The 25,858-nt window shown below is 66.8% G+C and carries 23 protein-coding genes and 1 pseudogene; 14 read left to right on the top strand and 10 right to left on the bottom strand.

Going from position 1 to position 25,858, the window contains the following annotated elements; genetic code table 11:
- Positions 1-157: 157 nt before the first annotated feature.
- The 7 genes from gyrB (at position 158) to AB4Y64_RS06700 (ending at position 7,487) form a co-directional block, all read left to right on the top strand.
- Entirely contained in the window at positions 158-2,623 is a 2,466-nt protein-coding gene (gene gyrB, locus AB4Y64_RS06730) for a DNA topoisomerase (ATP-hydrolyzing) subunit B (RefSeq protein ID WP_441815662.1), read from the top strand.
- Between the two features lie 144 nt (positions 2,624-2,767).
- Entirely contained in the window at positions 2,768-3,571 is an 804-nt protein-coding gene (locus AB4Y64_RS06725; protein ID WP_441815661.1) for a M48 family metallopeptidase, read from the top strand.
- 128 nt (positions 3,572-3,699) lie between these two features.
- Entirely contained in the window at positions 3,700-4,917 is a 1,218-nt protein-coding gene (locus AB4Y64_RS06720) for a tetratricopeptide repeat protein (RefSeq protein WP_441815660.1), read from the top strand.
- A 172-nt stretch (positions 4,918-5,089) separates the two neighbouring features.
- Positions 5,090-5,764: an energy transducer TonB gene (locus AB4Y64_RS06715; protein ID WP_441815659.1), complete on the top strand. Its 675-nt coding sequence runs from the start codon at positions 5,090-5,092 to the stop codon at positions 5,762-5,764.
- Between the two features lie 73 nt (positions 5,765-5,837).
- Complete coding sequence (locus AB4Y64_RS06710) at positions 5,838-6,590, top strand: MotA/TolQ/ExbB proton channel family protein (RefSeq protein WP_441815658.1); 753 nt, start codon at positions 5,838-5,840, stop codon at positions 6,588-6,590.
- Between the two features lie 42 nt (positions 6,591-6,632).
- Entirely contained in the window at positions 6,633-7,055 is a 423-nt protein-coding gene (locus tag AB4Y64_RS06705; RefSeq protein WP_441815657.1) for an ExbD/TolR family protein, read from the top strand.
- Positions 7,056-7,070: 15 nt separating this feature from the next.
- Positions 7,071-7,487 (top strand): ExbD/TolR family protein, encoded by a 417-nt coding sequence (locus tag AB4Y64_RS06700; protein ID WP_441815656.1) that lies wholly within the window; start codon positions 7,071-7,073, stop codon positions 7,485-7,487.
- 62 nt (positions 7,488-7,549) lie between these two features.
- On the opposite strand, the gene AB4Y64_RS06695 is transcribed toward AB4Y64_RS06700, so the two are convergent.
- Positions 7,550-8,227, bottom strand: a complete 678-nt coding sequence (locus AB4Y64_RS06695) for a hypothetical protein (RefSeq protein ID WP_441815655.1) — start codon at positions 8,225-8,227, stop codon at positions 7,550-7,552.
- A 300-nt stretch (positions 8,228-8,527) separates the two neighbouring features.
- On the opposite strand from AB4Y64_RS06695, the gene AB4Y64_RS06690 reads away from it, so the two are divergent.
- On the top strand, positions 8,528-8,953 hold the full coding sequence (locus AB4Y64_RS06690; RefSeq protein ID WP_441815654.1) for an ExbD/TolR family protein: 426 nt from the start codon (positions 8,528-8,530) through the stop codon (positions 8,951-8,953).
- A 75-nt stretch (positions 8,954-9,028) separates the two neighbouring features.
- On the opposite strand, the gene AB4Y64_RS06685 is transcribed toward AB4Y64_RS06690, so the two are convergent.
- The 4 genes from AB4Y64_RS06685 to cls form a co-directional block, all read right to left on the bottom strand.
- Positions 9,029-9,790, bottom strand: a complete 762-nt coding sequence (locus tag AB4Y64_RS06685) for a pyridoxine 5'-phosphate synthase (RefSeq protein ID WP_441815653.1) — start codon at positions 9,788-9,790, stop codon at positions 9,029-9,031.
- A 37-nt stretch (positions 9,791-9,827) separates the two neighbouring features.
- Entirely contained in the window at positions 9,828-10,337 is a 510-nt protein-coding gene (locus AB4Y64_RS06680) for a hypothetical protein (RefSeq protein WP_441815652.1), read from the bottom strand.
- A gap of 101 nt (positions 10,338-10,438) precedes the next feature.
- Positions 10,439-10,705, bottom strand: a complete 267-nt coding sequence (locus tag AB4Y64_RS06675) for a hypothetical protein (RefSeq protein WP_441815651.1) — start codon at positions 10,703-10,705, stop codon at positions 10,439-10,441.
- A 133-nt stretch (positions 10,706-10,838) separates the two neighbouring features.
- Positions 10,839-12,275, bottom strand: coding sequence for a cardiolipin synthase (gene cls / locus AB4Y64_RS06670; RefSeq protein WP_441815650.1), 1,437 nt, complete (start codon positions 12,273-12,275; stop codon positions 10,839-10,841).
- 150 nt (positions 12,276-12,425) lie between these two features.
- Between cls and AB4Y64_RS06665 the strand changes: the two are divergent.
- Positions 12,426-13,543, top strand: a pseudogene (locus AB4Y64_RS06665) (PA0069 family radical SAM protein).
- 14 nt (positions 13,544-13,557) lie between these two features.
- Here the strand turns inward: AB4Y64_RS06665 and AB4Y64_RS06660 are convergent.
- Positions 13,558-15,354, bottom strand: coding sequence for an SLC13 family permease (locus AB4Y64_RS06660; protein WP_441815649.1), 1,797 nt, complete (start codon positions 15,352-15,354; stop codon positions 13,558-13,560).
- 118 nt (positions 15,355-15,472) lie between these two features.
- Here AB4Y64_RS06660 and AB4Y64_RS06655 point away from each other — a divergent pair, with 118 nt between their 5' ends.
- The 3 genes from AB4Y64_RS06655 to AB4Y64_RS06645 all read left to right on the top strand — a co-directional run bounded on the left by AB4Y64_RS06655 (position 15,473) and on the right by AB4Y64_RS06645 (position 18,239).
- Positions 15,473-16,606, top strand: coding sequence for a sensor histidine kinase (locus AB4Y64_RS06655; RefSeq protein WP_441815648.1), 1,134 nt, complete (start codon positions 15,473-15,475; stop codon positions 16,604-16,606).
- Complete coding sequence (locus AB4Y64_RS06650; protein ID WP_158731994.1) at positions 16,606-17,040, top strand: response regulator; 435 nt, start codon at positions 16,606-16,608, stop codon at positions 17,038-17,040. The genes AB4Y64_RS06655 and AB4Y64_RS06650 overlap by 1 nt, the downstream gene beginning before the upstream one ends.
- Positions 17,041-17,252: 212 nt before the next feature.
- Entirely contained in the window at positions 17,253-18,239 is a 987-nt protein-coding gene (locus AB4Y64_RS06645) for a fimbrial protein (RefSeq protein ID WP_441815647.1), read from the top strand.
- A gap of 27 nt (positions 18,240-18,266) precedes the next feature.
- Here AB4Y64_RS06645 and AB4Y64_RS06640 read toward each other — a convergent pair whose 3' ends face one another.
- From AB4Y64_RS06640 to AB4Y64_RS06630, 3 genes are all read right to left on the bottom strand, one after another.
- Entirely contained in the window at positions 18,267-19,013 is a 747-nt protein-coding gene (locus tag AB4Y64_RS06640) for a 2OG-Fe(II) oxygenase (RefSeq protein WP_441815646.1), read from the bottom strand.
- Between the two features lie 84 nt (positions 19,014-19,097).
- A complete protein-coding gene (locus AB4Y64_RS06635; RefSeq protein WP_441815645.1) occupies positions 19,098-20,528 on the bottom strand; it encodes a sigma 54-interacting transcriptional regulator in 1,431 nt (476 codons plus the stop codon).
- A 314-nt stretch (positions 20,529-20,842) separates the two neighbouring features.
- Positions 20,843-21,889 (bottom strand): class 1 fructose-bisphosphatase, encoded by a 1,047-nt coding sequence (locus AB4Y64_RS06630; protein ID WP_441815644.1) that lies wholly within the window; start codon positions 21,887-21,889, stop codon positions 20,843-20,845.
- Positions 21,890-22,067: 178 nt separating this feature from the next.
- Between AB4Y64_RS06630 and AB4Y64_RS06625 the strand changes: the two genes are divergently transcribed.
- Positions 22,068-23,531: an NIPSNAP family protein gene (locus AB4Y64_RS06625; RefSeq protein WP_441815643.1), complete on the top strand. Its 1,464-nt coding sequence runs from the start codon at positions 22,068-22,070 to the stop codon at positions 23,529-23,531.
- Between the two features lie 64 nt (positions 23,532-23,595).
- Positions 23,596-24,285, top strand: coding sequence for a helix-turn-helix transcriptional regulator (locus tag AB4Y64_RS06620; RefSeq protein WP_441815642.1), 690 nt, complete (start codon positions 23,596-23,598; stop codon positions 24,283-24,285).
- A gap of 8 nt (positions 24,286-24,293) precedes the next feature.
- On the opposite strand, the gene AB4Y64_RS06615 is transcribed toward AB4Y64_RS06620, so the two are convergent.
- The gene (locus AB4Y64_RS06615) at positions 24,294-25,805 is read right to left on the bottom strand and encodes an acetyl-CoA hydrolase/transferase family protein (protein ID WP_441815641.1); all 1,512 of its coding nucleotides are present in this window, start codon (positions 25,803-25,805) and stop codon (positions 24,294-24,296) included.
- Between the last annotated feature and the right edge of the window lie 53 nt (positions 25,806-25,858).

The raw sequence follows: 25,858 nt of genomic DNA, 5'->3' as shown, positions 1-25,858 counted from the left end.
CGAAACCACCACCCCCAAAGCCCCCGCCAATACCCCCACACAAGCTCCCAGTCAACCAGCGATAGGGGTCCGACTGCTATACTCCCGCATTGAATAGCTAATGTGTCTTGACGCCTCCGGCCCCGCCGGGTAACGCGTCGACGGAGCCTGTTGCCGCATGACCCATATCGAGCACGACCCCTCGCAAGACCCCACCGCCACCGTCGCACCTTCCCAGACCTACGATTCCAGCAAGATCACCGTCCTGCGTGGTCTGGAAGCCGTGCGCAAGCGTCCCGGAATGTACATCGGCGACGTGCACGACGGCACCGGCCTGCACCACATGGTCTTCGAAGTGGTCGACAACTCGATCGACGAGGCCCTCGCCGGCCACGCGAACGAAGTCACCGTGACCCTCCACAACGACGGCTCCTGCTCCGTGTCCGACAACGGACGCGGCATCCCGGTCGACATCCACAAGGAAGAAGGCGTTTCCGCGGCCGAGGTGATCCTCACCGTCCTGCACGCCGGCGGCAAGTTCGACGACAACAGCTACAAGGTTTCCGGCGGCCTGCATGGCGTCGGCGTGTCCGTGGTCAACGCCCTGTCCGAGCACCTTTGGCTCGACATCTGGCGCGACGGCCACCACTACCAGCAGGAATACCAGTTGGGCGAGCCGAGCTATCCGCTCAAGCAGCTCGAAGTGTCGGAGCGCCGCGGCACCACCCTGCGCTTCCTGCCGGCGAAGGAAATCTTCACCGACATCGAATTCCACTACGACATCCTGGCGCGCCGCCTGCGCGAGCTGTCGTTCCTGAATTCCGGCGTCAAGATCACCCTCACCGACGAGCGCGGCGAAGGCAAGCGCGACGTCTTCGAGTACGCCGGCGGCATCGCCTCCTTCGTCGAGCACCTGGCGCAACTGAAGAACCCGCTGCACCCGAACGTGATCTCGGTGTCGGGCGAAATGAACGGCATCACGGTGGACGTCGCCCTGCAGTGGACCGACTCCTACCAGGAAACGATGTTCTGCTTCACCAACAACATCCCGCAGAAGGATGGCGGCACCCACCTGATCGGTTTCCGTGCCGCGCTCACGCGCACGCTGACCAATTACATCGAACAGAACGGCATCGCCAAGCAGGCCAAGATCGCCCTCACCGGCGACGACATGCGCGAAGGCATGATCGCCGTGCTGTCGGTGAAGGTGCCCGACCCCAGCTTCTCCTCGCAGACCAAGGAGAAACTGGTCAGTTCGGAGGTCAGGCCGGTAGTTGAGAGCGCGTTCGGTGCACGTTTGCAGGAGTTCCTGCAGGAACACCCGCACGAAGCCCGCGCCATCACCAGCAAGATCGTCGACGCCGCGCGCGCCCGCGAGGCTGCGCGCAAGGCCCGCGACCTGACCCGTCGCAAGGGCGCGCTCGATATCGCCGGCCTGCCCGGCAAGCTTGCCGACTGCCAGGAGAAGGATCCGGCGCTCAGCGAACTGTTCATCGTCGAGGGTGACTCGGCAGGCGGTTCGGCCAAGCAGGGCCGCAACCGCAAGACCCAGGCGATCCTCCCCCTCAAGGGCAAGATCCTCAACGTCGAGCGTGCGCGCTTCGACCGCATGCTCGGCTCGGCCGAAGTGGGCACGCTGATCACCGCGCTCGGCACCGGCATCGGCAAGGACGAATACAACCCGGACAAGCTGCGCTACCACCGCATCATCCTGATGACCGACGCCGACGTCGACGGCAGCCACATCCGCACGCTGCTGCTGACGTTCTTCTACCGGCAGATGCCGGAGCTGATCGAGCGCGGCCACATCTACATCGGCCTGCCGCCGCTGTACAAGATCAAGCAGGGCAAGAACGAGCTCTACCTCAAGGACGATGCCGCGCTCGACGCGTACCTGGCCAACAACGCGGTCGAAGGCGCATCGCTGCGTCCGGCCGTGGATGAGCCGGCGATCGAAGGCGCGGCGCTGGAGAAACTGCTGCTCGCCTACGCCGGCGCGCGCGAAGCGATCCAGCGCAATGCGCACCGCTACGACCCGAGCGTGGTCGAAGCGCTGATCGATTCGATCCCGCTCGACACCGCCCACATTGGCGACCACGACGCATTGCGCGGCGAGTTCGATCGTGTCGAATCGCGCCTCAACCTCGGTGGACTCGGCAAGCCGCGCTACAAGCTCGAGCTGCACGAAGGCGGCGGCGAGCGCCAGTCGGCATTGCTGGTCAAGCGCCTGCACATGGGCGAGGAAATGACCCAGGTGTTGCCGCTGGCCGCATTCGAAGGCGGCGAACTCCGCGCCGTACGCGAAGCCGCCACGCAGCTGCACGGCCTGATCCGCGACGGCGCACAGATCGTCCGCGGCAATCGCGCGCAGGCAATCACCAGCTTCGCCCAGGCCCAGGCCTGGTTGCTCGAGGAGGCCAAGAAGGGCCGCCAGATCCAGCGCTTCAAGGGCCTGGGTGAAATGAATCCCGAGCAGCTGTGGGAAACCACGGTCAATCCGGAGACCCGCCGCCTGCTGCAGGTGCGCATCGAGGACGCGGTCGCTGCCGACCAGATCTTCAGCACGCTGATGGGCGATGTGGTCGAACCGCGCCGGATCTTCATCGAGGACAACGCGCTCAAGGTCGCAAACCTCGACGTCTGATTGCTGCACAGCTACCGTGTGCAGTCCCCGGGGCCTCCCAGCGAGGCTCCCGGGCCCGGAAGTGACGCCCCGGCCGCATTGACGAAGTGTTAATCCGGCGGACGTTACAACGCGTCATCAACTCCTGAACGGGATTCCCCGAACATGAAGCACGTCCTGCTCGCCGTGGCCGCGGCCACCGTCGTGACCGCCTGCGCCACCACGACCTCGCCCACCGGGCGGACGCAGTACGTCGGCGCCGTCTCGCAGGAGCAGCTCAACCAGATGGGCGAGCAGGCCTTCGCCGAGGCCAAGGCCAAGCAGAAGGTCAGCAACGACGCGCGCATGAACGCCTACGTGCGCTGCGTGGTCAACGACATCACCCACGAGTTGCCGCAGGGCTGGCAGACCAACTGGGAAGTGGCGCTGTTCGAGGACAGCTCGGCCAACGCCTTCGCCCTCCCCGGTGGCAAGGTCGGCGTCAACACCGGCATCTTCACCGTCGCCAAGAACCAGGACCAGCTCGCCGCCGTGATCGGCCACGAGATCGGCCACGTCGTCTCGCGCCACCACGATGAGCGCATCACCAAGCAGCAGGGCACCTCGACGCTGCTCGGCATCGGCAGCGCCATCCTCGGCTCGGCCTACGGTTCCGGCGCGGCCAATGCTGCAGGCCAGATCGGCGGCGCGGCGGCGCAGACGTTCTACCTGCTGCCAAATTCGCGCCTGCAGGAAACCGAAGCCGACGTGGTCGGCCAGGAACTCGCCGCCAAGGCCGGTTTCGACCCGCGCCAGGCGGTGAACCTGTGGCAGAACATGGCCGCCGCCGGTGGCGAGCGGGCACCGACCTGGCTGTCGACCCACCCTGATCCGTCTTCCCGCATCGGTGAACTCAGCGCCCGCGCTGGCAGCCTGATGCCCGTCTACGAGCAAGCCCGAGCCTCCGGCCATACGCCCAAGTGCGGTTGATCGTGTGCAGGGAACGTGAATCAGGACAGAAAACCCCGTATCGCTCGCAGTCACGTTTCTGATAGCTTGACGCCCCCTTGGCCTTGCCACCGAACCGCACCAGTGCGGCCGCAGATTTGAGGTGATCGATGAACAACTTCTCCCGCCGTAACCGCAGCATCCTGGCCGCCGCTGTCAGCGCCGTCCTGGTGTTCGGTGCGGTCAGCCAGGTCCATGCGCAGTCGGCGCAGGACCGCGCGGCCGAACGCCGCGCCAAGCACGAAGAAGGCAAGCAGAGTTCGGGCAAGGCCGCCGATGAATACCCGCAGGCCACGCGCCAGGCGCCGGACCTGAAGTCGTCGAAGAAGGCCACGCCGCAGCTGCAGAAGATGATGAAGCTGTACGACGACGACAAGGGCACCGAAGCCCGCGCGATCGCCGACCAGATCATCGCCAGCGCTGATTCCAATGCCTACGACAAGGCGTTCGCCTCGCAGATCGGCGCGCAGATCGCCTACGACGCCGACGACTCCGCCGGCGCGATGAAGTACCTCAAGCAGGCGATCGAGCTCAACGGCCTGGACAACAACGGCCATTACGGCGCGATGCTGATGCTCGGCCAGCTGCAGATGCAGGAAGACCAGTACGCCGAGGCGCTCAAGACCATCGACCAGTTCCTGGCCGAGACCAAGAGCCAGAAGCCCGAACACCTGATCATCAAGGGCAACGCGCTGTACCGCCTGGAGAAGTACCCGGAGGCCGCGGTCGTCCTCAAGCAGGCGATCTCGCTGAGCCCCGATCCCAAGCCCGAATGGCAGCAGCTGCTGATGGCGACCTACGCCGAGTCCGGCCAGGCCGGCGAAGCGGCCAAGATCGCCGAGGGCCTGGCGGCCAAGAACCCCAATGACAAGCGCGCCCAGCTCAACCTGGCCGCCGTCTACCAGCAGAACGACATGCTGGACAAGGCCGCCGCGACCCTCGAGAAGCTCCGCGCCAGCGGCCAGCTGACCGAAGACAAGGAATACCGCCAGCTCTACGCCACCTACCTGAACATGGATGGCCACGAGAAGGAGGCCATCGGGGTGATCAACGAGGGCCTGCAGAAGGGCGTGATCAAGCCCGACTACCAGACATACCTTGCACTTGCACAGGCGTATTATTTCTCTGACCAGGCCGGCCCGGCGATCGACGCCTACAAGAAGGCCGCTCCCCTGGGGCCGGACGGTGAGGCGTACCTGAATCTCGCCCGCGTGCTCTGGCAGGAAGACCGTATTCCCGAGGCAAAGGATGCCGCCAAGCAGGCGATCGCAAAGGGCGTGAAGAAGCCCGAAGACGCCAAGAAGATCATCGCGTTGCCTGGCAAGTAACGAGTTGAATGCCGGCTCAAATCGGCAACGCGAAATCATCCAATTGCACTTGGTCCAATGAGCGCAATTTGGTATATGCTAGGAGGTTCCCGCGGCTCGAAGTAGCTACGGGAATCGCAACTGACGGCCCGAGGCGCCCTGGCGTCCGGAAATACCTCGCGAGCTACGGCGCATGACGCAAGACCTCGAAATCCACGCAAGAAAAGATGACGACCTCGAAGGTCTGAACTGGGCGCGTATCGCCGGTGTGACCATGGCGATCGCATTCCATGTCGCGGCCCTGCTGCTTTTGCTTGCTCCTATGGCCCCTCCGGCCCAGCAGCAGCAAGAGGAAGACGTGACGTTCGTCAACCTGATCAAGCCGCCGCCGCCGCCCCCGCCGCCGCCGCCGCCGCCGCCTGAGCCCCCCAAGGAGCTCAAGCCGCCGCCGAAGCTGACGCCGCCGCAGCCGACTCCGTTGCCGCCGCCGCCGGATGAACCGCCGGTGCTGGTCGACGATCCGAGCCCGGTCGACGTGGCCGCGCCGCCGCCGAGTCCGCCGTCGCCGCCCGCGCCGGCCACGACCATCGGTTCCAGCGTCGACCCGTCCTCGAAGCGGCTCAACCCGCCCAAGTACCCGCCGACCGAAGCCCGTCAGGGCGTTGGTGGCACGGTAACGTTGATCATCACCATTGACGGCCAGGGCAATGTCCTGGACGTCGCGGTCGAGAAGTCGAGCCGTAACCGCAACCTCGACCGCGCTGCAATGGACGCCGCCCGGAAGTGGAAGTTCAACCCCGAGATGCAGAACGGCGTTGGTGTAACCAGCCGCGTCCGCGTCCCGGTCGATTTCGTCCCGCCGACCTGATCGGGGTCACGGGACAAGTTGTAGGCAATCCGTAATACCTCTTTCCTTTCCACGACATTCAAAGGTAAGCGTCATGCTGCAGGAAACCACCACCGCTGCGACTGCTGGAGGCTCCAACGCCCAGGCACTTCAGCAGATGAGCTTCGCCCATCTGTTGCAGAACTTCGACCTGGTCGGCTGGGTCGTCTTCCTCACTCTCGCCATCATGTCGATCCTCTCGATCTACTGGATCGTGGTGAACTTCGTGAAGAACCTGCGCCTGCGCGCCAGTTCTGATCGCGTCGTCAGCACGTTCTGGGAGACCCCGAACGCTCAGGACGCCATCCGCTTCATGGAAGAGCAGGGCCGTTTCGAGCCGTTCTCGAAGATCGCCCTCGACGCTGCCCAGGCAGCTGCGCACCACCAGCGCCACGAAGGTTCGCGCCTGGTCGAGTCGCTCAACCGCTCCGAGTTCGTTGACCGCGCCCTGCGTCAGGGTGTGACCCGCGAGTCCTCGAAGCTGGAAGCCGGCCTGACCGTGCTCGCCACCGTCGGTTCGACCGCTCCGTTCGTTGGTCTGCTCGGTACCGTTTGGGGCATCTACCACGCCCTGATCCGCATCAGCGCCACCGGCCAGGCTTCGATCGATGCCGTTGCCGGCCCGGTCGGTGAAGCACTGATCATGACCGCGATCGGCCTGTTCGTCGCGATCCCGGCGGTGCTGGCATACAACTTCTTCACCCGTCTGAACCGCGTTACGAACAACAAGTTCGATACGTTCGCTCACGACCTGCATGACTTCTTCGCTACCGGCTCGCGCGTCGGCGAAGTTGTCAGCAAGCGCTAAGCACTAAACGACGCCCTCTCGCAGTAGGTTTGGAGTTCGTACATGGCCTTCAGTACAGGCAACGATAGCGGCGGCCCGATGGCCGAGATCAATGTCACGCCGCTTGTCGACGTGATGCTGGTGCTACTGATCATCTTCATGATCACCGCACCGCTGATGTCGCATAAGGTCCAGGTCGATCTTCCGCAAGCCAATCTGGACCAGCGTCCCGATAAGGCCCCGCCGGTTACGCCGATCAACATCACGGTCGAAGACACCGGCAACCTTTATTGGAACGATGAGCCGATCACCAAGGATCTGCTCGAGAGCCGTCTGTCGATCGAAGCTCAGAAGACCCCGCAGCCGCAGCTCAATGTTCGCGGTGACAAGACGACCAAGTACCGCATCGTGAACGAAGTGGTGCAGATTGCGCAGGCCCAGGGCATGCGCAAGGTCGGCTTCATGGCGCTCAAAGAACCTCGCTGATCCGGAGATCCAGATATGGCATTTGCATCGAAATCCGGTGGCGGTCCGATGGCGGACATGAACGTCACGCCCCTTGTGGACGTGATGTTGGTGTTGCTGATCATCTTCATGGTGACGGCGCCTCCTCTGACGTACCCGATCGACGTTAACCTTCCGCAGAAGTCGCTGAACCCACCGCCGCAGACACAGGAACCGCCGCCGCCGATCAGGCTGCGGATCGATGCCTCGGGTCAGGTGTATTGGAATGACGCACCGCAGCCGCTCACCGCGATCCAGAACATGATGGAAGTCGAAGTCCAGCGCGACCCGACCAACCAGCCCATGCTCGAGATCGAAACCAGCCCGGACGCCGATTACGGCATCCTGGCCAAGGTGCTGGCTCATGCGAAGAACGCTGATATGGATAAGATCGGCTTCGTCCAGAACGATTGACCGATCGGTGTCGCTTACCGTCGTGAAAACGCCGCCCCCGGGCGGCGTTTTTTTATGCGCTTCTAGCCGCCGACGTGCCTGAAAGGACTGTCGATGGCCACGCGCTTGTGGTCTTCGCCACGCACTGCGCGGCAGGCATCCGACTGGTCTGCACTGGCCTGGCGCATCGCCTCCAGCGACGCCGTCGGCGGACGCTCCCCGACCATGAGCTCGGTCTCCATCCGGGTTGCGATCGCCACGCCGTCGACCATCTCCGGCAGGTAGCGGTAGTTGCGCAACATCTCCCGCTGGTCCCGCTTCCACAACGATCCGTAACGCTGCTGCAGCGCGGCGTCATTGAGCGTGGCGGTTTCCACCTGCGCATGACCCCCGGCATCGACCACGTAGACGACCTTGCCTTCGATCTGCTTGATGCCCTGCTCCTGCAGATCCTCCAGCGGCATCGACAACGACATGGGCTTGCGCGGCGGAACCACGAACTGCGCCGGCCCGTTGCCCGAGAACGCGATGGAAAAATCCAGGCCATCCTTGCCGGGAATGAGGCACGCCTCGACGTCGGCGTAAGTGCGCCCGGTGACGGCCCTGCCGTCCTTCACCGGCGGCGCGAATGCCCACGTCCCGGCGACGTCGCGCGTGCGTTGCCTGATCGCATCGGGGACCTTGAGCTTGTCGACGAACTCGACGCCGGTCACGTGGCCGTCGCGACCGATATCAAGCGCGGCCTGCATGTGGATCAACACGGGCTGCTCGCCGGTGTCGTCGGCCCCCAAGGCTGAGAGCGGGATGGCCATTGCGAGCGAAAGAGCAAAAGGCAGAAGAGCACGAGTCACGAGATCCTCCAGTCTGTCCGTTGACGAGCGGAGCCCGAAAAACTCCCCACCCCTTGCCCGGCGAGACTACGCACCGGTCCTGCCCCCTACAAGCCGGTAAGCCGGTGCCCACCCGTCCAGAACCGCCCGCCTTCGACCAAGCGAGGACTTGCCTGCCTGCCCGCGGCGAGCGTAGCGTGGAATCGGGCATGGGGCCCATGGAGGTTGCATATGGCCGTCTCCGCGTTCTACCTGTCTGATTCCCGCCACGGCGGCCACGGCGAGCACCGCGCCGTGGCCCAGATCAACATCACCCCGCTGGTCGATGTACTGCTCGTGCTGCTGGTCATCTTCATGGTCGCCACCCCGGCACTGACCGGACAGCTGGACCTGCGACTGCCGCAATCCACGCCACCCACTCATCGCACCGAGCTGCCGCCGCGCGTGGAACTGCTGGTCGGCAACGACGGCGCATTCCGGCTCGACGGTGTCGTGCTGGCGCGATCCGAACTGGCTTCTTCGCTGCGGGACCTTGCCAGGCGCGAGCCGAACGTGGTCCTCCTGGTTGGCGCGGATGCCGACGCCGACTATCAGGGCTTCGCCTGGGCGTTGAACGAAGCGCAGCGTAGTGGCCTGCGCGACATCGCAACGAAGTGAATGCAAGCGTCGCAGCCCGGGTCAGTCCCGGGCTGCGCCACGCGAATGCGTTCGATCAGGCACGCAATTGAATCGTCAGCCCGAGAGGATCCGCAGGTACGACGCGATCGTTGCATCGATGCCCTGGTAGAGCGCTTCGCCGATCAGCGCATGACCGATCGACACCTCGAGGATTCCCGGTACGTTCTCAAGAAAGAAACCCAGATTCGCCTGGCTCAGATCGTGGCCAGCATTGACGCCCAGGCCGGCATCCATCGCACGCCGCGTGGCATCGGCGAACTGCGCCGCCATCGCCTCGCCTTCGCCGGCAGCGAACGCTTCCGCGTAAGGCCCCGTGTAGAGCTCGACACGATCGGCGCCGACCGCGGCGGCATGGGCAATACCATTACGCCCGGACGGCGTGTGCGCATCGGCAAACAGACTGACGCGGCAGCCCATCGCTTTGAGCGCATCGACCAGCGGCCGCAGCGATTGCGCATCCCTGACGAAATCGAAACCGTGGTCGGACGTGAGCTGGGCGTCGCCATCGGGCACCAGCGTGGCCTGCGCTGGCCGGACCTGCTCGCACAACGCCAGGAACCCGGGATAGCCGGCGCGCGGCGGCGCAAACGGATTGCCTTCGAGGTTGAACTCGACGCCACGCGCGCGCGTCAGCTCGGACAACGCGAACACATCGTCGGCGCGGATATGGCGGGCGTCGGGACGCGGATGCACAGTGATCCCGTGCGCGCCGGCATCCAGGCAAGCCGTCGCCGCGGCCACCACGCTGGGCTCGTCGCCACCGCGCGAATTGCGCAGCACCGCGATCTTGTTGACGTTGACGCTGAGGACGGTCACGACGCCGCGCCCATGCGCAGCGACACGCAGGTTCGGCTCACTTGCACGCTTCGCTGCTCTGGCTGTAGATCACCGGCTCCCAGTACGACTGGTCCATGATGTAGTTGCGGCGCTCCTCGATCAGGTGCGCGGCGAGAAGGTAAGTGGTGTTGGGCTGCACGTCCAGCTCGATGGTCTTGTAGCGATCGGCCTGCTGCGCGCGCTGGCGCAACTGGACATCGCCGAACTGCTCGTTGTCGATGATCTCGGCGACTTCGAGCGTGTGCTTGCCGGCAGCGACACGGTAGCTGCGGGCGGTGGTCGGCCCGGGCAAGGTTCCGTCGATGTTGATCAGGCGCGCGCGATAGAGATCCTTGCTGCGCGGGGCCACGTCGAAGACGCTGACACGGCCGCAACCTGCCGCGCCGGGAGCGACGCTTGTCGCGGCCGGTGCGCTGGCCGGATCGACCTGTGGCGACGCAGTGCCAGCCGATGCAATGCCAAGCGATGCCAGTCCGGCGATCGCCGCGCCGAGCGTCGGCAGGCGGCACAGTGCGAGCTTGTTCATGACAGCCTCCAGTGTCCGGGCATTCGCGCGCGGACGCGCCGTTGCCTCCGGCGCGGCCATGCTATCAGGCAGCCGGCAAGGGGCCGTGTGAAATGCGAGCCTCAGGTCGCGGGCGGTGTGCCAGGCGGGTTGCCGGTGGCAGCGCGGCGGGCTTCGGCCTGCTCACGCAGGCGACGCAGTTCCATCGGATCCAGGATCATCGAAGTGTCGCGGCTCTGGCTGTCCACGCGCAGCGCCAGCAACTTCATCACCCAGGCCAGCGACAGGCCCAGTGCGACCAGCAGGCAGATGACCAGCATAGCCAGCGAAGTGGTCTTGAAGGCGACAGCGAGGGCGACCAGGGCCAGCAGCAGTAAGAGCCAGTGCATGGGGGCGATGCTCCGAATTTGGATTGCGACGGCGCCGGCAGTTTAGCCCGCAGCGCGGACGCGTCATCGGCCGATTGCCGGCCCGCCGCGACCGCCGGTCAGCCGCCGTGCGGCGTCGCCCCGGCTTGCTGCGCTACAGCAGCGGCGACACCAGCCGCGCCAGGGCCTCGGGCAACTGGGTACGCCACAACGGCCGGGCGCGATCGTCGCGCACGCGCGGCGCCAGGCAGCATTCGCTCTGGATCAGACGTGCCAGACCGGCGCACAGGGTGCGGTCGCGGAACATCACCGACACCTCGAAATTGAGGCGGAAGCTGCGATGGTCGAAATTGGCGCTGCCAATGATCGCGAGGTCGTCGTCGCACAGCAGCGCCTTGCTGTGCAACATGCGCGGTCCGTACTCGTGGATCTTCACGCCGGCCGCCAGCAATTCATCGAAGTAGGAACGCGCCGCCAGGGTGACCAGGCGGCTGTCGGAAATCTTCGGCACCAGCAGCCGCACATCCAGTCCGCCCAGCGCCGCCGACGTCAGCGCCATGCGCGCGGCTTCGCCGGGGACGAAATACGGCGTGACCAGCCAGACCCGCCGTTGCGCCGAATGAATCGCGCTGACGTGGAGGCGGTGGATCGCCTCCCAGCTCGAATCCGGACCTGACACCAGCACCTGCGTGGCAATCGTGCCCGGACGCGGCGCGGGATTGTGCAGCCGCAACGGTGCCTGCCCGGTGGCATAGGCCCAGTCCTCGACGAACACCAGCTGCAGCGCCCGCACGACGTCGCCCTCCAGACGCAGGTGCAGGTCGCGGTAGGCGTCCTCGCGCAGCCGCTCGTCCTCGTCGTCGGTGACGTTGATGCCACCGGTGAAACCGACGAGGCCGTCGATCACCACGATCTTGCGGTGCGTGCGCATGTTCAGCCACGGCCGCTTCCAGAACCACTGCACCTTCATCGGATGGAACCACGCGACTTCCGCACCGGCCTCGACCAGCGGCTGCAGGAAACGCCGCTTGGTCCGGCCCGAACCGACCGCGTCGAGCAGCAGGCGCACCTGCACGCCAGCCCTGGCGCGCTCGACCAGCGCGTCGCGCAACGACTCGCCGGTGCGGTCGGGCAGGAAGATGTAGTACTCCAGATGGATGTGCTCGCGTGCATCGGCGATCGCCGACAGCAGCGCGGTGTACTTGGCCGCGCCATCGATCAGCAGCTCCGCGGTGGTCGCGGTCAGCGGCGGCAAACCGGTGGTGGCCTGGCCGAGCCTGGCCAGTTCGATGGCATCCGCGCTGGGATGGAACCCTTCCGGCGCCGGCGGCAGCCCCGCCCGTGCGCGACCGCGGCGCATGCGGTGACGACGGATCCGCTGCGGCCCGAAGAAGTAATAGATGAGAAAACCGACATACGGCAACGCCGCCAGGCTGATCAGCCAGCTCAGCGTCGCCACCGGCTCGCGCTTCTGCAGCACGATCCACAGGCCGAGCCATATCAGGTAACCCAGCCACCCCAGCACCAGGTACAGGCGCAGGTGCGGGATATCCAGCAACGAGGACCAGGCGACCTGCACAGCTTCAAACATGGGGAAGGCTCCGTTCGTTCTGGTCAGGTACCTGTCCAGCTGGCAGGCCGACCCTAGGCTAAGCCGCGCGCATGACGCACGCCAAGTGCGCGATGCGGGCAGTCGCTTGCCGACACCGCGGCAATCGGCTGCAACCTGTGGTCTCAGCCGCTGCGACAGCCTGGTAGTAGCCTGGCGGCATGGACGACGCCCGCAAAGCCCAGCAGCCAATCAAGGGGCGCGGCGCGGCTTCGCAGGTCGACGGCCGTTACGCGGTCACGGTCGCGCGCGGCGAGGACGATGGCTGGGGCTCGGTCTACGAGGACCTGGCCGACGCCTCGCGCCCGCAGACACAGGTCACCGAAGAACGCGCGCGCAGCATCATCAGCCGCAACGACTCGCCGGACATCGCCTTCGGCCAGTCGGTCAATCCCTATCGCGGTTGCGAGCACGGCTGCGTGTACTGTTTCGCGCGGCCATCGCACGCCTACCTGGACCTGTCGCCGGGCCTGGACTTCGAAACGCGGCTGTTCGCCAAGACCAACGCCGCCGAGCGCCTGCTCGCCGAACTGGCGCGCCCGTCCTATCGCTGCGAACCGATCGCGCTGGGCATCAACACCGATTCCTACCAGCCGATCGAACGCCGCTACGGCGTCACCCGCGCGCTGATCGAAGTGCTGTCCGCCTGCTCGCACCCGTTCAGCCTGATCACCAAGAACGCCGCGGTCACCCGCGATCTCGACCTGATCGCGCCGATGGCCAGCCGCGGCCTGGCCACGGTGTACTTCTCTGTGACCACGCTCGACAACCACCTTTCGGCGCGCATGGAACCGCGTGCATCGGCGCCGCATTCCCGGCTCAAGGCGATGCGCACGCTGGCCGACGCCGGCGTGCCGGTCGGGGTGATGGTGGCGCCGGTGATCCCGATGATCAACGACCGCGAGATCGAGGACATCCTGCAGGCCGCACGCGAACACGGCGCCGGTTCGGCCGGCCATGTGCTGCTGCGACTGCCGCACGAACTCAAGCAGGTCTGGCGTGAGTGGCTGCAGCTGCACTACCCCGAGCGCGCCGCGCACGTGATGAGCCTGGTGCAGCAGATGCGCGGCGGCAAGGACTACGACAGCGCCTTCGGCAGCCGCATGCATGGCCAGGGGCCCTTCGCGCAACTGATCGAGCAGCGCTTCCGCAAGGCGCACAAGCGCCTCGGCTTCGGCCGCCTGCCGCCGCTGGACACCTCGCTGTTCGTGCCGCCACGCAAGCCGTCGGCGCAGGGCGAGCTGTTCTGATAAGGCGCGCCTGATCAGCCGCCCGGCAACAGCGGGCCGCCAAGCCACAGCCAACGCGACATCCACGCACTGACCAGCGCGATCAGCATCGTCAACGGCAGGCCGATGCGCAGGAAATCGGCGAACCGGTACTGCCCCGGGCCAAGGATCAGCAGGTTGCCGTGATGGCCGATCGGGGTCAGGAAGGCGACCACCGCGCCCAGCGCGGTGCACACCACGAACGGTGTCGGCGCCAGCCCGAGCGACTGCGCCAGCTCCACCGCGACCGGGCCGAGCAGGACTGTAGTAGCCGCGTCGGACAGGATCTGCGTGAGCAGTGCCGCCACGGTGAACATCACCAGCAGCACCGCCAGCGCCGGCCAGCCGGCGACCAGGTGCAACAGCCCCGAAGCCAGCAGCTGGGCGGTGCCGGTCTGCTCCATCGCGATGCCGAGCGGGATCACACCGGCAATCATCACGAAGATGCGCACGTCGATCTCGCGGTAGGCCTGTTCGACGTCGACGCAGCGCGTGGCCACCATCGCCACCGCGCCCAGCAGGAATGCCAGTGACGCCGGCAGCCACTCGGTGGCGGCGGCGATCACGGTCAACGCCAGGATCGCCAGCGCGACGGGTGCGCGCACGCGTCGGCGCGCCTCGCCGGCGAACGGCACCAGCATCAGGAAGCCATGGTGTGCGGCCAGTTCGCCGAACTGCGATGGCCGGCCCCACAGCACCAGCACATCGCCTTCACGCAGGCGCGCTTCGGCCAGCCGCGGCGGCGCGTCGCCATCGCGACGCCACAGGCCGGCGATGACGGCATGGAAGCGGCGGGCGAAATCGAGTTCGCGAATGCTGTGGCCGATGAACTCCGAACCCGGCGCCACCACCGCCTGCACCAGCTGCGCCTCGCCGTCGCCGTCGGCCTGGCCGCGGTAGCGCGCGATCGGTTGCAGGCCCAGGCCGGGGTCGTCGTGCAGCGAGGCCAGCGTGTCGGCCGATGCCTCGACCAGGAGGATGTCGCCGCTGATCAGCACGCTCGACCCCGTCAGGTCCTCGCGCGCACGGCCGTCGCGCAACCAGCCGACCAGGCGGAAACGGTCCCCCAGCGCCTTCTGCAGGTCGGCCAGGGGGCGCGTGCTCCAGCGCGAGCCTTCGACCACGACCAGTTCGGTGCGATAGCGATCCAGGCGCAGGTAGCCGTCATCGGCCAGCGCCCCGAACCGGCGCGGCAGCAACCAGCGCGCCAGCAGCATGTAGACCACGCCGATCGCCACCAGGGCCAGCCCGATCGGCGTGATCGAGAAGATCCCCAGGCCTTCGGCGCCGGTGCGCTCGATCAGGTTGTCGGCAAGCAGGAAAGCCGGCGCGCTGACCAGCGTGAGCGTCGTGCCGAGCGAGGCGGCAAACGACATCGGCATCAACAGGCGCGATGCCGACATCCCGCGCGCCTGTGCGAAGCGCGTGAGGATCGGCAGCATCATCGCCGTCACCATCACGTGATGGGTGAACGACGACAGCGCCGCCACGGCCGGCATCACCACCGCGATCGCACGCGATTCGCTGTGACCGGCGGCGCGACCGATGCCCTGGCCAATGCGTTCCGTGATGCCGGTCGCAGCCAGCCCGCCGGAAATCACGAACACCGCGGCGACGATGATCGCCGGTTCACTGGCGAAGCCCGACAGTGCCTGGCGCGCATCCAGCACGCCCGCCAGCACCAGCGCCAGCAGGGTCAGCATGGCCGTGACGTCCACCCGCAACCGCTCGCTGATGAACAGATACAGTGAGCCGGCCAGGATCAGCAGGAAGAGTATTTGTTGCAGGTCCATGCGGGCCATTGTGCTCGATCGCCCCATACAGCCGCGCTTCCCAACGCGTGCACCGCCCCGTCACAATCGGGTTGGATACACTCCGCCCTTGCGGCATGTTCACGAGTCACCCATCCCGATGAGCAACACCACCGGCCAAGAAACCGGAGTCGACCGTTTCCGGCTGGCGATGGCCGCGTCCGGGGTCGGCATGGCGATCGTCGATCTGAATGGACATTGGGTCGAGGTCAATCCGGCGTTCGAGCGCATGTTCGGCTACAAGGCCGACGAGGTCGTCGGCCGCCCGACGGTCGCCTTCACCCATCCCGACGACATCTCGCTGACGCAGTCGTACCTGCGTGGGCTGATCGACGGCAGCATTCCGGTGCTCGACGCGCAGAAGCGCTACCTGCACCGCAGCGGCGAGACACTGTGGGCACATATCAATATTGCCGTCATGCGCAATGACGAAGGCGCACCGCTGTACCTGCTGGTGCAGCTGCGCGACATCAGTGCGCAGCGCGCCGCGGAACTGGCGCTGGAAACGCGCGCCGACGCCGAGCATGCCGCGCGCGATGTCTCCAACCGACAGCTGCAGCTGTTCGCCGACGCGGTCTCGCATGACCTGCGCGCGCCGCTGCGCTCGATCGAAAGCTTCTCGGCGCTGCTGGCCGACCGCGCCGGCGACCGCCTCGACGACACCGACCGCGATTACCTCGCCCGCATCCGCGCGGCGGCGTCGCGCATGAGCAGCCTGCTCAGCGCACTCAACGATCTGTCCTATGTCACCCGCACTGAGCTCAAGGCATCCATCGTCGACCTGAGCCTGCTGGCCGACTGGGTCGGCGCCGAACTGCAGGATGCCGACCCGCAGCGCCGGGCCGAGATCCGCGTGCAGCCGGACCTGCAGGTCGAAGGCGACGAACGACTGTTGAAGCTGTTGCTGGTGCAGCTGATGGACAACGCCTGGAAGTTCTCGCGCGAGCGCGAGCCGATCCGCATCGACGTCAGTGGTCGCCGCGACGGCGACACCCTGCAGGTGCAGATCCGCGACGAGGGCATCGGATTCGACATGCGTTATGCTCATAAGCTGTTCGAGCCATTCCAGCGGCTGCACGGACCGGACCAGGGGGGTGGTCACGGTCTGGGGCTGGCGATCGCCCGACGCATCGCAGAGCGACATCGCGGCTGCGTGCGGGCCGAATCCCAGCCGGAAGCCGGTGCCATCTTTACCCTCGAGTTGCCGGTCTCCGCGGCGGAGGAAAGTTTTTGATGCACAAGGAAATCCTGCTGGTCGAGGACAATCCCGATGATGTCGAGCTGACCCGGCTCGCATTCGACGAGGCCAAGATCGCCAACCGCCTGATGGTCGTCGGCGACGGCGCCGAGGCACTCGACTATTTGTTTGCCCGCGGCAAGTACAGCGACCGCGACCCCGAGGACCTGCCCTCGATCATGCTGCTCGACCTGAACCTGCCGAAGGTCGACGGTCGCGAAGTGCTGCAGGCGGTACGCGCCAACGAAGCCACCCGCACCTTGCCGGTGGTGGTGCTTACCACCAGCGCGGAACCCTTTGACGTCGAGGCCAGCTACGCGCTGGGCGTCAACAGCTACATCCAGAAGCCGGTCGACTTCGAGCAGTTCGTCTGGGCGGTCAAGCAGGTCGGACTCTACTGGCTGGTGCTCAACCACCCGCGCACTGCGTAGGCAGCACGCTTCGACCTGCGCCTCCACGCGAGGCATCGCCGCGGGGCGACTGGCCGCAATCCCGGAAACACATCCCCGCCCCGTGGCAGAAAGACCGCGGGCCGGCGGAGTGTGCCTGGTCGACGCTCGAGGCAAACGCGGGGAGGCACGCCGCGTGGCAAGGTCTCCCGTATCCCCGACCACGGATGGGTCGGGCACAACCGGGGAAGGCAATGGATCTGCACGGCACGCGATTCGCTCGCGGCGCGGCGGGCTGCGCGCGGGCGCGGTTGCGCGGACGACTATTCGGGTTGATGTGCTGTGCGGGCGCGACCGACGCCGGCGCACAGTGCGCGCGGGCATTCGTCCCTGGATCGGCGGGCACGCATCCCACGGTCGATTTTGGCCACATGGTCGTGTCGGCGACCGCCGCAATCGGCGAACTGATCGCCACCCGCATGGTCGGACTGGACGATGCGCGGTGCACCCGGCCTGTCGGGCAGTTCAACTATGCGATGACCAATGGTCGAACTGCGTTGCCCAACGTCTATTACACCAACGTCGCCGGCGTGGGCGTCAGGGTGCTCCCGGGGGCCGACGCAGGAAACTTCGCCTACGCCTCGTTCACCGAGCACGGTGGCACCGATCCCTATTTCTTTCGCCAGTTCCGGACCCGGGTGGACCTGGTCAAGACCGGCCCCATCGGCACCGGAACATTGAGCGGCATCTTCTATCGGGGCACGGCGACTTCGCCGGGGTTCGGTTCCGACATCGCCTTCAGCGGCGGCACGTTCACGGCCGTGTCGTGCTCGACCTCGAATGAAAGCGTGGCACTTCCCACCGTCGCATCGACGGCGCTGCCCCATGTCGGCGCAACGGCCGGCGCAACCCCTTTCAACCTGAGGTTCAACTGCGCCGGCGCCGCTGGCGTGTCGGTTCTGGTGACGCTCGGCGACAGCTCCAACCCTGCCAACACGGGCGACGAGCTGACACTCTCTCCGGCCTCCACCAGCGCCGGTGTACGCCTGCAGATTCTCCGGGATGGCGTGCCGATCCATTTCGGCCCGGATTCGGCCTTTCCCGGCAATCACAATCAGTTCGCGCTCGGCAACGCCCGGGAACTCAGGCAGACGGCGCTGATCGTCCGCTACATCCGCACCGGAATCGTCCGGCCCGGGACGGTACTGGCGATGGCCACATTCACGCTGAGCTACCAATGAGGATCGCTGCCGCGGGTGGGCGCAGTGTCACGCCCCCGTCCCGAACAACTGCTCGGCGCGCTGGAACAACACCCAGCTGGTAGCAATGAACTTGTCGCCGCCCTTGGGCCGGTTGCCGCGATGGGTGTGGGTGAAGGCCGCCGGCGCGATCAGCAGGCTGCCGGTGCGCGGCGCGATCTTGCGGTTCTGGTAGAGGAACTCGGTCTCGCCTTCCTCGAAGGCGTCGTTGAGGTAGATCGTCCACAACAGGTGCCGATGCAGTGTTTCCGCGCGTGGATCGCGCGGGTACAGCTCGCAATGCCAGTAGGGATAGCCGCCACGGTTGGCGCTGTAGCGCTGCAGGTTGATCGAACCCGGGCGCAGGACTGTCTGGATCACCGGCACCAGTTCGCCATCTTCCATCGCCGCCATCCGCTCCGGCGTCAGGCGGTGGCTCTTGCCGTCGTTGCCAGCGGTCTCCAGCATCAGCGGCGCGATCAGTGTGTGCGGATAACGTCGCAGGTAGGCGATCACACCACGGAACACCGCCAGGTTCAGCGCGGTCTCGGCATCGCGCCAACCCTCGCGGCCGCTGATGGTGAGATCGCGGCTGTCCTTGAGGTCAGGCATCACGCCGCCGCCAACGCGGCCCGGGACGGTGTCGCCGCTGGCGCTGAAACGCGCCACCAGTTGCGCGCACTGGTCCTGGCTCAGGGCATCGGGATAGACCTCGATGAAGTCGTTGTCGGCGGCGGGCTGTTCGCCGGCGAGCGGTGCAGCGGACTGGATGGACATGCGGGGGCAGGGGATCCGGCGGCAGCGGCCATCCTCGCACGCCACCGGGCTGGCGTCTAAACCGCCACCGGCTGCCTCGGCCGGCTAGGCGATGCTGACCGTGTTGGGTGTCTCCGGGTCGTTGGCGCGAAGGCCGTGGCGCTGCATCAAGCGGTACAGCGTGACCCTCGACACGCCCAGCTCGCGCGCGACATCGACCAGCCGCCCACGGTTGCGGTGCAGCGAGTGTTCGATGGCGTTGCGCGTGGCCGCGTCGCGGACTTCGTCGAGCGTCGGCGGTGGCGTTGCCAGCGCATTCTCGATATGCAGGTCGGCGGCGGTGATCAGGCGGCCTTCGGCCATCACCACGGCCTGGCGGACGCGGTTGATCAGCTCGCGCACGTTGCCCGGCCAGCCATGGCTGTGCAGTGCCTGGCGCGCGCACGGGGCGAAGCCCTTGAGCGTGCGGTGGCCCTCCTGCGAATAGCGCTGCAGGGCGTACTCGGCGATGCGGTCTATGTCGCTGCCGCGCTCGCGCAACGGCGGCTGCTGCAGGCGGAGCACGCAAAGGCGGTGATAGAGGTCGGCGCGGAAACGGCCCTCGGCCACGGCGACGTCGAGGTCGTGGTGGGTGGCCGAGATGATGCGCACGTCGATCGGGATCTGTTCGTGGCCACCGAGGCGTTCGATGCTGCCCTGCTGCAGGAAGCGCAGCAACGAAGCCTGGCTTTCCAATGGGAGGTCGCCGATCTCGTCGAGGAACAGCGTGCCGCCGTTCGCCATCTCGATCCGGCCGAGCTTGCGCTGCTGCGCACCGGTGAACGCGCCACGCTCGTAACCAAACAATTCGGACTGGATCAGGCTGTGCGGAATCGCGCCGCAGTTGATCGCCACGAACGGATGCGCATGCCGGCGCGAATGGCGGTGCACGGCCATCGCCGCCAGTTCCTTGCCGGTGCCGGTCTCGCCGGCGATGAACACCGGCGCTTCGGTCAGCGCGGCCTTGCGCAGCGTGCGGCACAGCGTCCGCATCGCACCGCTCTCGCCGATCATGCCGTCGAATCCGGCCTCGCTGGTGACGTCGCCACCTTCGCAGGCGAGGCTTGCCATGCCGTGGGCGTGGCCGATCACCGTGTTCATCACCGCTTCCGGGCACGGCAGGGTGAGGTAGTCGTAGCAGTAGTCGCGGATCAGTTTGCGCACCGGCTCCTCGTCGAGCTGGCGCGCGTCGATGCCGGCGACCCAGCCGACGTTGGCGGCCGACAACGCCACACCGAATTCGGCGAGGTCCTGCTGGCTGAAACCTTCGCGCAGGTCGAGCAGGGCCGCGTGCGGCTGGCGCGGGTCGTGCTGCAGGATGCGCAGGACGCTGCGCGCATCCGGCGCGCGGCGCAGGTTCCAACCCATCTGTTGCAGGCCGCCGAGTGCAAGCACGCGGCCGGCACCGCCCCGGGTCACATAGATCAGTTCACGCGCGTCGTGCGGGAGGGCGTTGTAGTCACCCGCCAAGGCTTCCTGCGTTCCTTCGGTCGTCATCTCCGACTCCGGTCAGAAGCTGCTGACGCATTTCGAAAGGCCGGGTCTGGCGCGCTGTCGAGGACACGCGCCCGGATGAGTTGCCAGGGCAACCCGCAGGGCCGGATCGAAATGCATTAACAGGCCCTGCCGCGGCTGGCAAATGCTGCCACTACGCATAGATACGCAGTGTTAGTTACGGCGGGGATGACGATGAACGGTCAAAAACAAGACGAAAAAACGCGTGTGACTTCGGCACGAATCGCGCCAACCTGATTCAACTTCGTGAGTGCGGCGCGCAACCGCGCCGCACTCGCATTCAGAAGCTCAGACGCTCAGGCGCCCTTGGCGTCGTGCTCGCGGTGGTAACGCACCGCGGCCTCGACTTCGCTCTTCGAACCCAGGAACACCGGCACGCGCTGGTGCAGGCCGGTCGGCTGCACCTCGAGCATGCGCTGGCGGCCGGTGCTGGCCGCGCCGCCGGCCTGCTCGACCAGCAGGCTCATCGGGTTGGCCTCGTACATCAGTCGCAGCTTGCCGCCCTTGGCCGCGCACTTGCTGTCGAGCGGATAGCTGAAGATGCCGCCGCGGGTGAGGATGCGATGCACATCGGCGACCATCGAGGCGACCCAGCGCATGTTGAAGTCCTTGCCGCGCGGGCCCTCGCTGCCGCTGAGCAGGTCGCCGACGTACTGCTGCATCGGCGCTTCCCAGAAGCGCTGGTTCGACATGTTCACCGCGAACTCCTTCGTCTCCTCGGGAATGCGCATGCCGCGCGTGGTCAGCACGAAGCTGCCGACCTCGCGGTCGAGCGTGAATGCGTGCGTGCCGTTGCCGATCGTCAGCACCAGCATCGTGCTCGGGCCGTAGGTGCAGTAGCCGGCAGCGACCTGGGCGGTGCCGGGCTGCAGGAAATGTTCGTCCTGCGCCTGGGTGACGCCCTCGGGGCAGCGCAGCACCGAGAAGATCGTGCCGACGGAAATGTTCACGTCGATGTTGGAGCTGCCGTCGAGGGGATCGAACAGCAGCAGGTAGTTGCCGCGCGGATAGACATCGGGAATCGGCTGCGAGGTGTCCATCTCTTCCGAGGCCAGGCCGGCGAGATGGCCGCCCCAGGCGTTGGCTTCGAGCAGGATCTCGTTGGACAGCACGTCGAGCTTCTTCTGCGCCTCGCCCTGGATGTTCATGCTGGCCTCGCCGGCCGTGCCGGCGTCGCCGAGGACGCCACCGAGCGCACCCTTGCCGACCGCGATCGAGATCGTCTTGCAGGCGCGGGCGACCACCTCGATCAGCAGGCGGGCATCGGCATTGATGCGGCCGGCGCGCTGCTCCTCGATCAGGTAGCGGGTCAGGGAGATGGATTGCGGCGTTGAGTTCGACATGGGCACGGCGGGCAGCGGCAACGGGGGCGACATTGTCGCCGATGCGGCGGCGGCGATGGGCGATGCGCAAGGAGACGCCGCCCCCTGGTCAAAGCCGCTACCACTGCTGACAGGAGGCTGGCAGCAGCCCGGTCGCAATCTGCCAACGTGCAATTGGCACGACGGCCGGAGCGCCGCAATGGACACCGACAACACGGCCAGCAGGACGGCCTGCACAACGGCCGGCACGACAGTCGGCACGACAGTCGGCAACAGACGGCCCCGACCCGGCGCAGCCAGCGTCGACCGCTATCGCCGCCTGCTGCTGCAGCTGGCTGCCAGCGCGCAGGCGCTGGTGCTGTTGCCGCTGCGCGCCGCCGGCCGGACCGCGCGGGCGGCCAACTCCGTTGCCCAGGGCGACTCCGGCGCCGCCGCGGTGAGCGGTGACGGCCGCCACGACTTCGACTTCCTGCATGGGCAATGGCAGATCCGCAACGAGCGCCTGACGCAGCGCCTGGCCGGTTCCAGCGACTGGGAGATCTTCGGCGCCACGCAGTGGTGCCAGCCGATGCTGGGCGGCGTGGGCAACGTCGACGATTTCGTCAGCGACTGGGCCCGCCCCGGCAGCGACGAGCGCTTCATCGGCATGACGCTGCGCCTGTTCAGTCCCGAGTCGCGGCAGTGGAGCATCTACTGGGCCGGCAACCACGACGGCCACCTGGAGCCGCCCATGGTCGGACGGTTCGACCATGGCGTCGGCACGTTCCATGGCCACGGCGAGCACGAGGGGCGGCCCGTGCAGGTCCGCTTCGTCTGGAACCAGGTCAGCGCCAACACCGCGCACTGGCAGCAGGCGTTCTCGGCCGACCAGGGCCAGACCTGGGAAACCAACTGGCACATGTGGTTCCGCCGCACCGATGGCGATGGACGCCTGCTGCACGACGACGGCGTGATCGAACTGCGCCAGTACGCGATGCAGCCCGGGCGGCGCGACGACCTGATCGAACTGTTCGAGCGCGAGTTCATCGAGCCGCAGGAAGCCGTCGGCATGCACGTGATCGGCCAGTTCCGCGACCTCGACCACGACGACCGTTTCGTCTGGATGCGCGGTTTCGCCGACATGCCGGTGCGTGCCGAGGCGCTGTCGGGCTTCTACTGCGGGCCGACCTGGGCGCGGCATCGGCAGGATGCCAACGCCACCATCGTCGACAGCGACGACGTGTTGCTGCTGCGTCCGGCGCGGCCGGAACTGGCCTTGCCGCATTCCGGCGAGCGTCCGCCAGTCGGCGCGGACCACGCTGCCGGCGGCCTGCTCGAAGCGGGAATCTGTCATCTCGACGACGCGGCGGAAGCCGGTTTCGTCGAGCGTTTCGTGCAGACCATGGCGCCGCGGCTGCGGGCCGCAGGCGCCGAGATGGTGGGTGTGTACATCACCGAATCCGCGCCGAACACCTACCCGCGCCTGCCCGTGCGTGAAGGCGAGCCGGTGCTGGTGTGGTTCGCGCGCTTCGCCGATGTCCAGGCGCACCATCGCTACGAATCGGCGCTGCTCGCCGACGGCCTGTGGAACACGGCGGTCGCGCAGGCACTGCTCGATGGGCTCAGGCAGCCACCACAGCGGCTGCGGCTGGCGCCAACGCCGCGATCGGAGCTGCGGACATGAGACGCACGGCGATGTTATCGCTACCCTGCGTTGAGACTGGCGCGGCGGCGCGCGATCATGCCGCATGCGCCGAGCCGACCGCCTCTTCCTGCTGATCCATGCCCTGCGTGGACGCCGTTCCGCCCTCACCGCACAGCGACTGGCCGAGACCCTGGCCGTGTCGTTGCGCACGGTCTACCGCGACGTTGCCGACCTGCAGCGATCCGGTGTGCCGATCGAAGGCGAGGCCGGCGTCGGCTACATGCTGCGCAAGGGTTCGGACATTCCTCCGCTGATGTTCACCGCCGACGAACTCGAGGCGCTGGTGGTTGGCACGCGCTTCGTACGCGCCTTCGGTGGCGTGCGACTGGGCCGCGAGGCGGCCGCGGCGTTGCTGAAGATCGAGGCGGTGCTGCCGCCGGAGCTGCGCGAACGCAGCGAGCGCACGCGCATCTTCGCGCCCGAGGTCGACCGGCTGGAGAACAGCGGGCTCATCGACGACCTGCATGCCGCCGTGACCAGCGCCCAGGTGTTGCGGATGCGCTACCGCGACAACGATGCGCGCGCAAGCGAGCGTGACATCGAGCCGCTGTGCCTGGCGTTCTGGGGCGGCAGCTGGACGCTGGGCGCGTGGTGCCGCCTGCGCGCGGACTTCCGCAACTTCCGGCCGGACCGCATCGTGGACTATTCGCCTACCGGCGAGACCTTTGTCGAGAGCCGCGAGCGCGGGCTTGCCGCGTACCTGCGCGCGGCGAAAGCGCTAAGAAATCCATAGGGCGGCGCTCAGGCCCGCATGCTGCCGGTATCGATGTAGCGCTGGTGCCACGACAACGCCTCGGGCAGAAGGTGCGGCGTGTGTTTGCCATAGCTGTCGCGGCAGGCGCGATCGAAATAATCCTGCAGCATCGGCCGGTAGTCGGGATGCGCGCAGGCCTCGATCACGCGGCGCGCGCGCTGCTTCGGCGCCAGGCCACGCAGGTCGGCCAGGCCCTGCTCGGTCACCACCACCATCACGTCGTGCTCGGTGTGGTCGACGTGGCTGGCCAGCGGCACGATCGACGAAATGCGTCCGCCCTTGGCCGTGCTCGGTGACATGAACACCGACAGGTAGGCGTTGCGGGCGAAGTCACCACTGCCGCCGATGCCGTTCATGATCCGCGTGCCGGCGACGTGGGTCGAGTTGACGTTGCCGTACAGGTCGGCCTCGATCATGCCGTTCATGGCGATGCAACCCAGGCGTCGCACCAGCTCGGGGTGGTTGGAGATCTCCTGCGTGCGCAACACGATGCGCTGGCGGTAGTGGTCGAGATGGGCGAGGAACTCGTCGATGCCGGCCGGACTGAGCGAGAACGACGTCGCCGACGCCATCCGCACCACGCCGCTCTTGAGCAGCTCGAGCATGCCGTCCTGGATCACCTCGGTGAAGGCGGTGAGATCGCGGTAGCCCGCCTGGGCCAGGCCGGCCAGCACCGCATTGGCGATGTTGCCCACGCCCGACTGCAACGGCAGCAACTGCGGAGTCAGGCGACCGCGGCGGATCTCGTGCGCGTAGAAGTCGAGCAGGTGCGCGGCGATCTGCCTGGAGTCGGCGTCGGGCGGCGCGAACGGCGAGTTGCGATCGGGGGCGTCGGTGGCGACGATCGCGATGACCTTGTCCGGATCGCAGCGCAGATAGGGTTCGCCGATGCGATCGTCCGGATGCAGCAGCGGTATGGGCTTTCGGTTCGGCGGCAATGCCGTGCCGTAATAGACATCGTGCATGCCTTCCAGCGCCGCCGGCTGCCAGCGGTTGACCTCGAGGATGACCTTGTCGGCCTGGTCCAGCCAGGTCTTGTTGTTGCCGACCGACGAGGACGGAACCAGCCGGCCGTCCTCGGTGATCCCGGCCACCTCGATCACGGCAACGTCGACCGCGCCGTAGAAGCCGAACCAGGTGTACTGCGCGACGTGACTCAGGTGCAGGTCGATGTAGTCCAGCTCGCCGGCATTGATGCGCTCGCGCAGTGCCGGGTCGGACTGGTATGGCAGGCGCAGTTCGATGCCTTCGGCGCGTGCGAGCACGCCGTCGAGCTCGGGCGCGGTAGACGCGCCGGTCAGCACCTTGATGCGGAATGCTTCGCCGTTGGCGTGCGCCTGCTCGATCTGTGTCGCCAGCGCCAATGGCACCGCCTTGGGATAGCCGGCGCCGGTGAAGCCGCTCATCGCCACGGTCATGCCGGGACGGATCAGGGCGGCGGCCTGCTCGGCGGACATCAGCCGATCGCGCAGGCCGGGATGGCGGATGCGGTCGCTCATGGGACGAATACCGGGCGGGGGAACAACGAGTCTATTCCGCGCCCGTGGCGTGG

Origin of the sequence: Lysobacter sp. TAF61 (genome assembly GCF_052113485.1) — a bacterium.
GTDB lineage: Bacteria > Pseudomonadota > Gammaproteobacteria > Xanthomonadales > Xanthomonadaceae > Lysobacter_J.
Note: the sequence above shows the minus strand (reverse complement) of the source record. Positions and strands in the feature narration are given on the sequence as shown.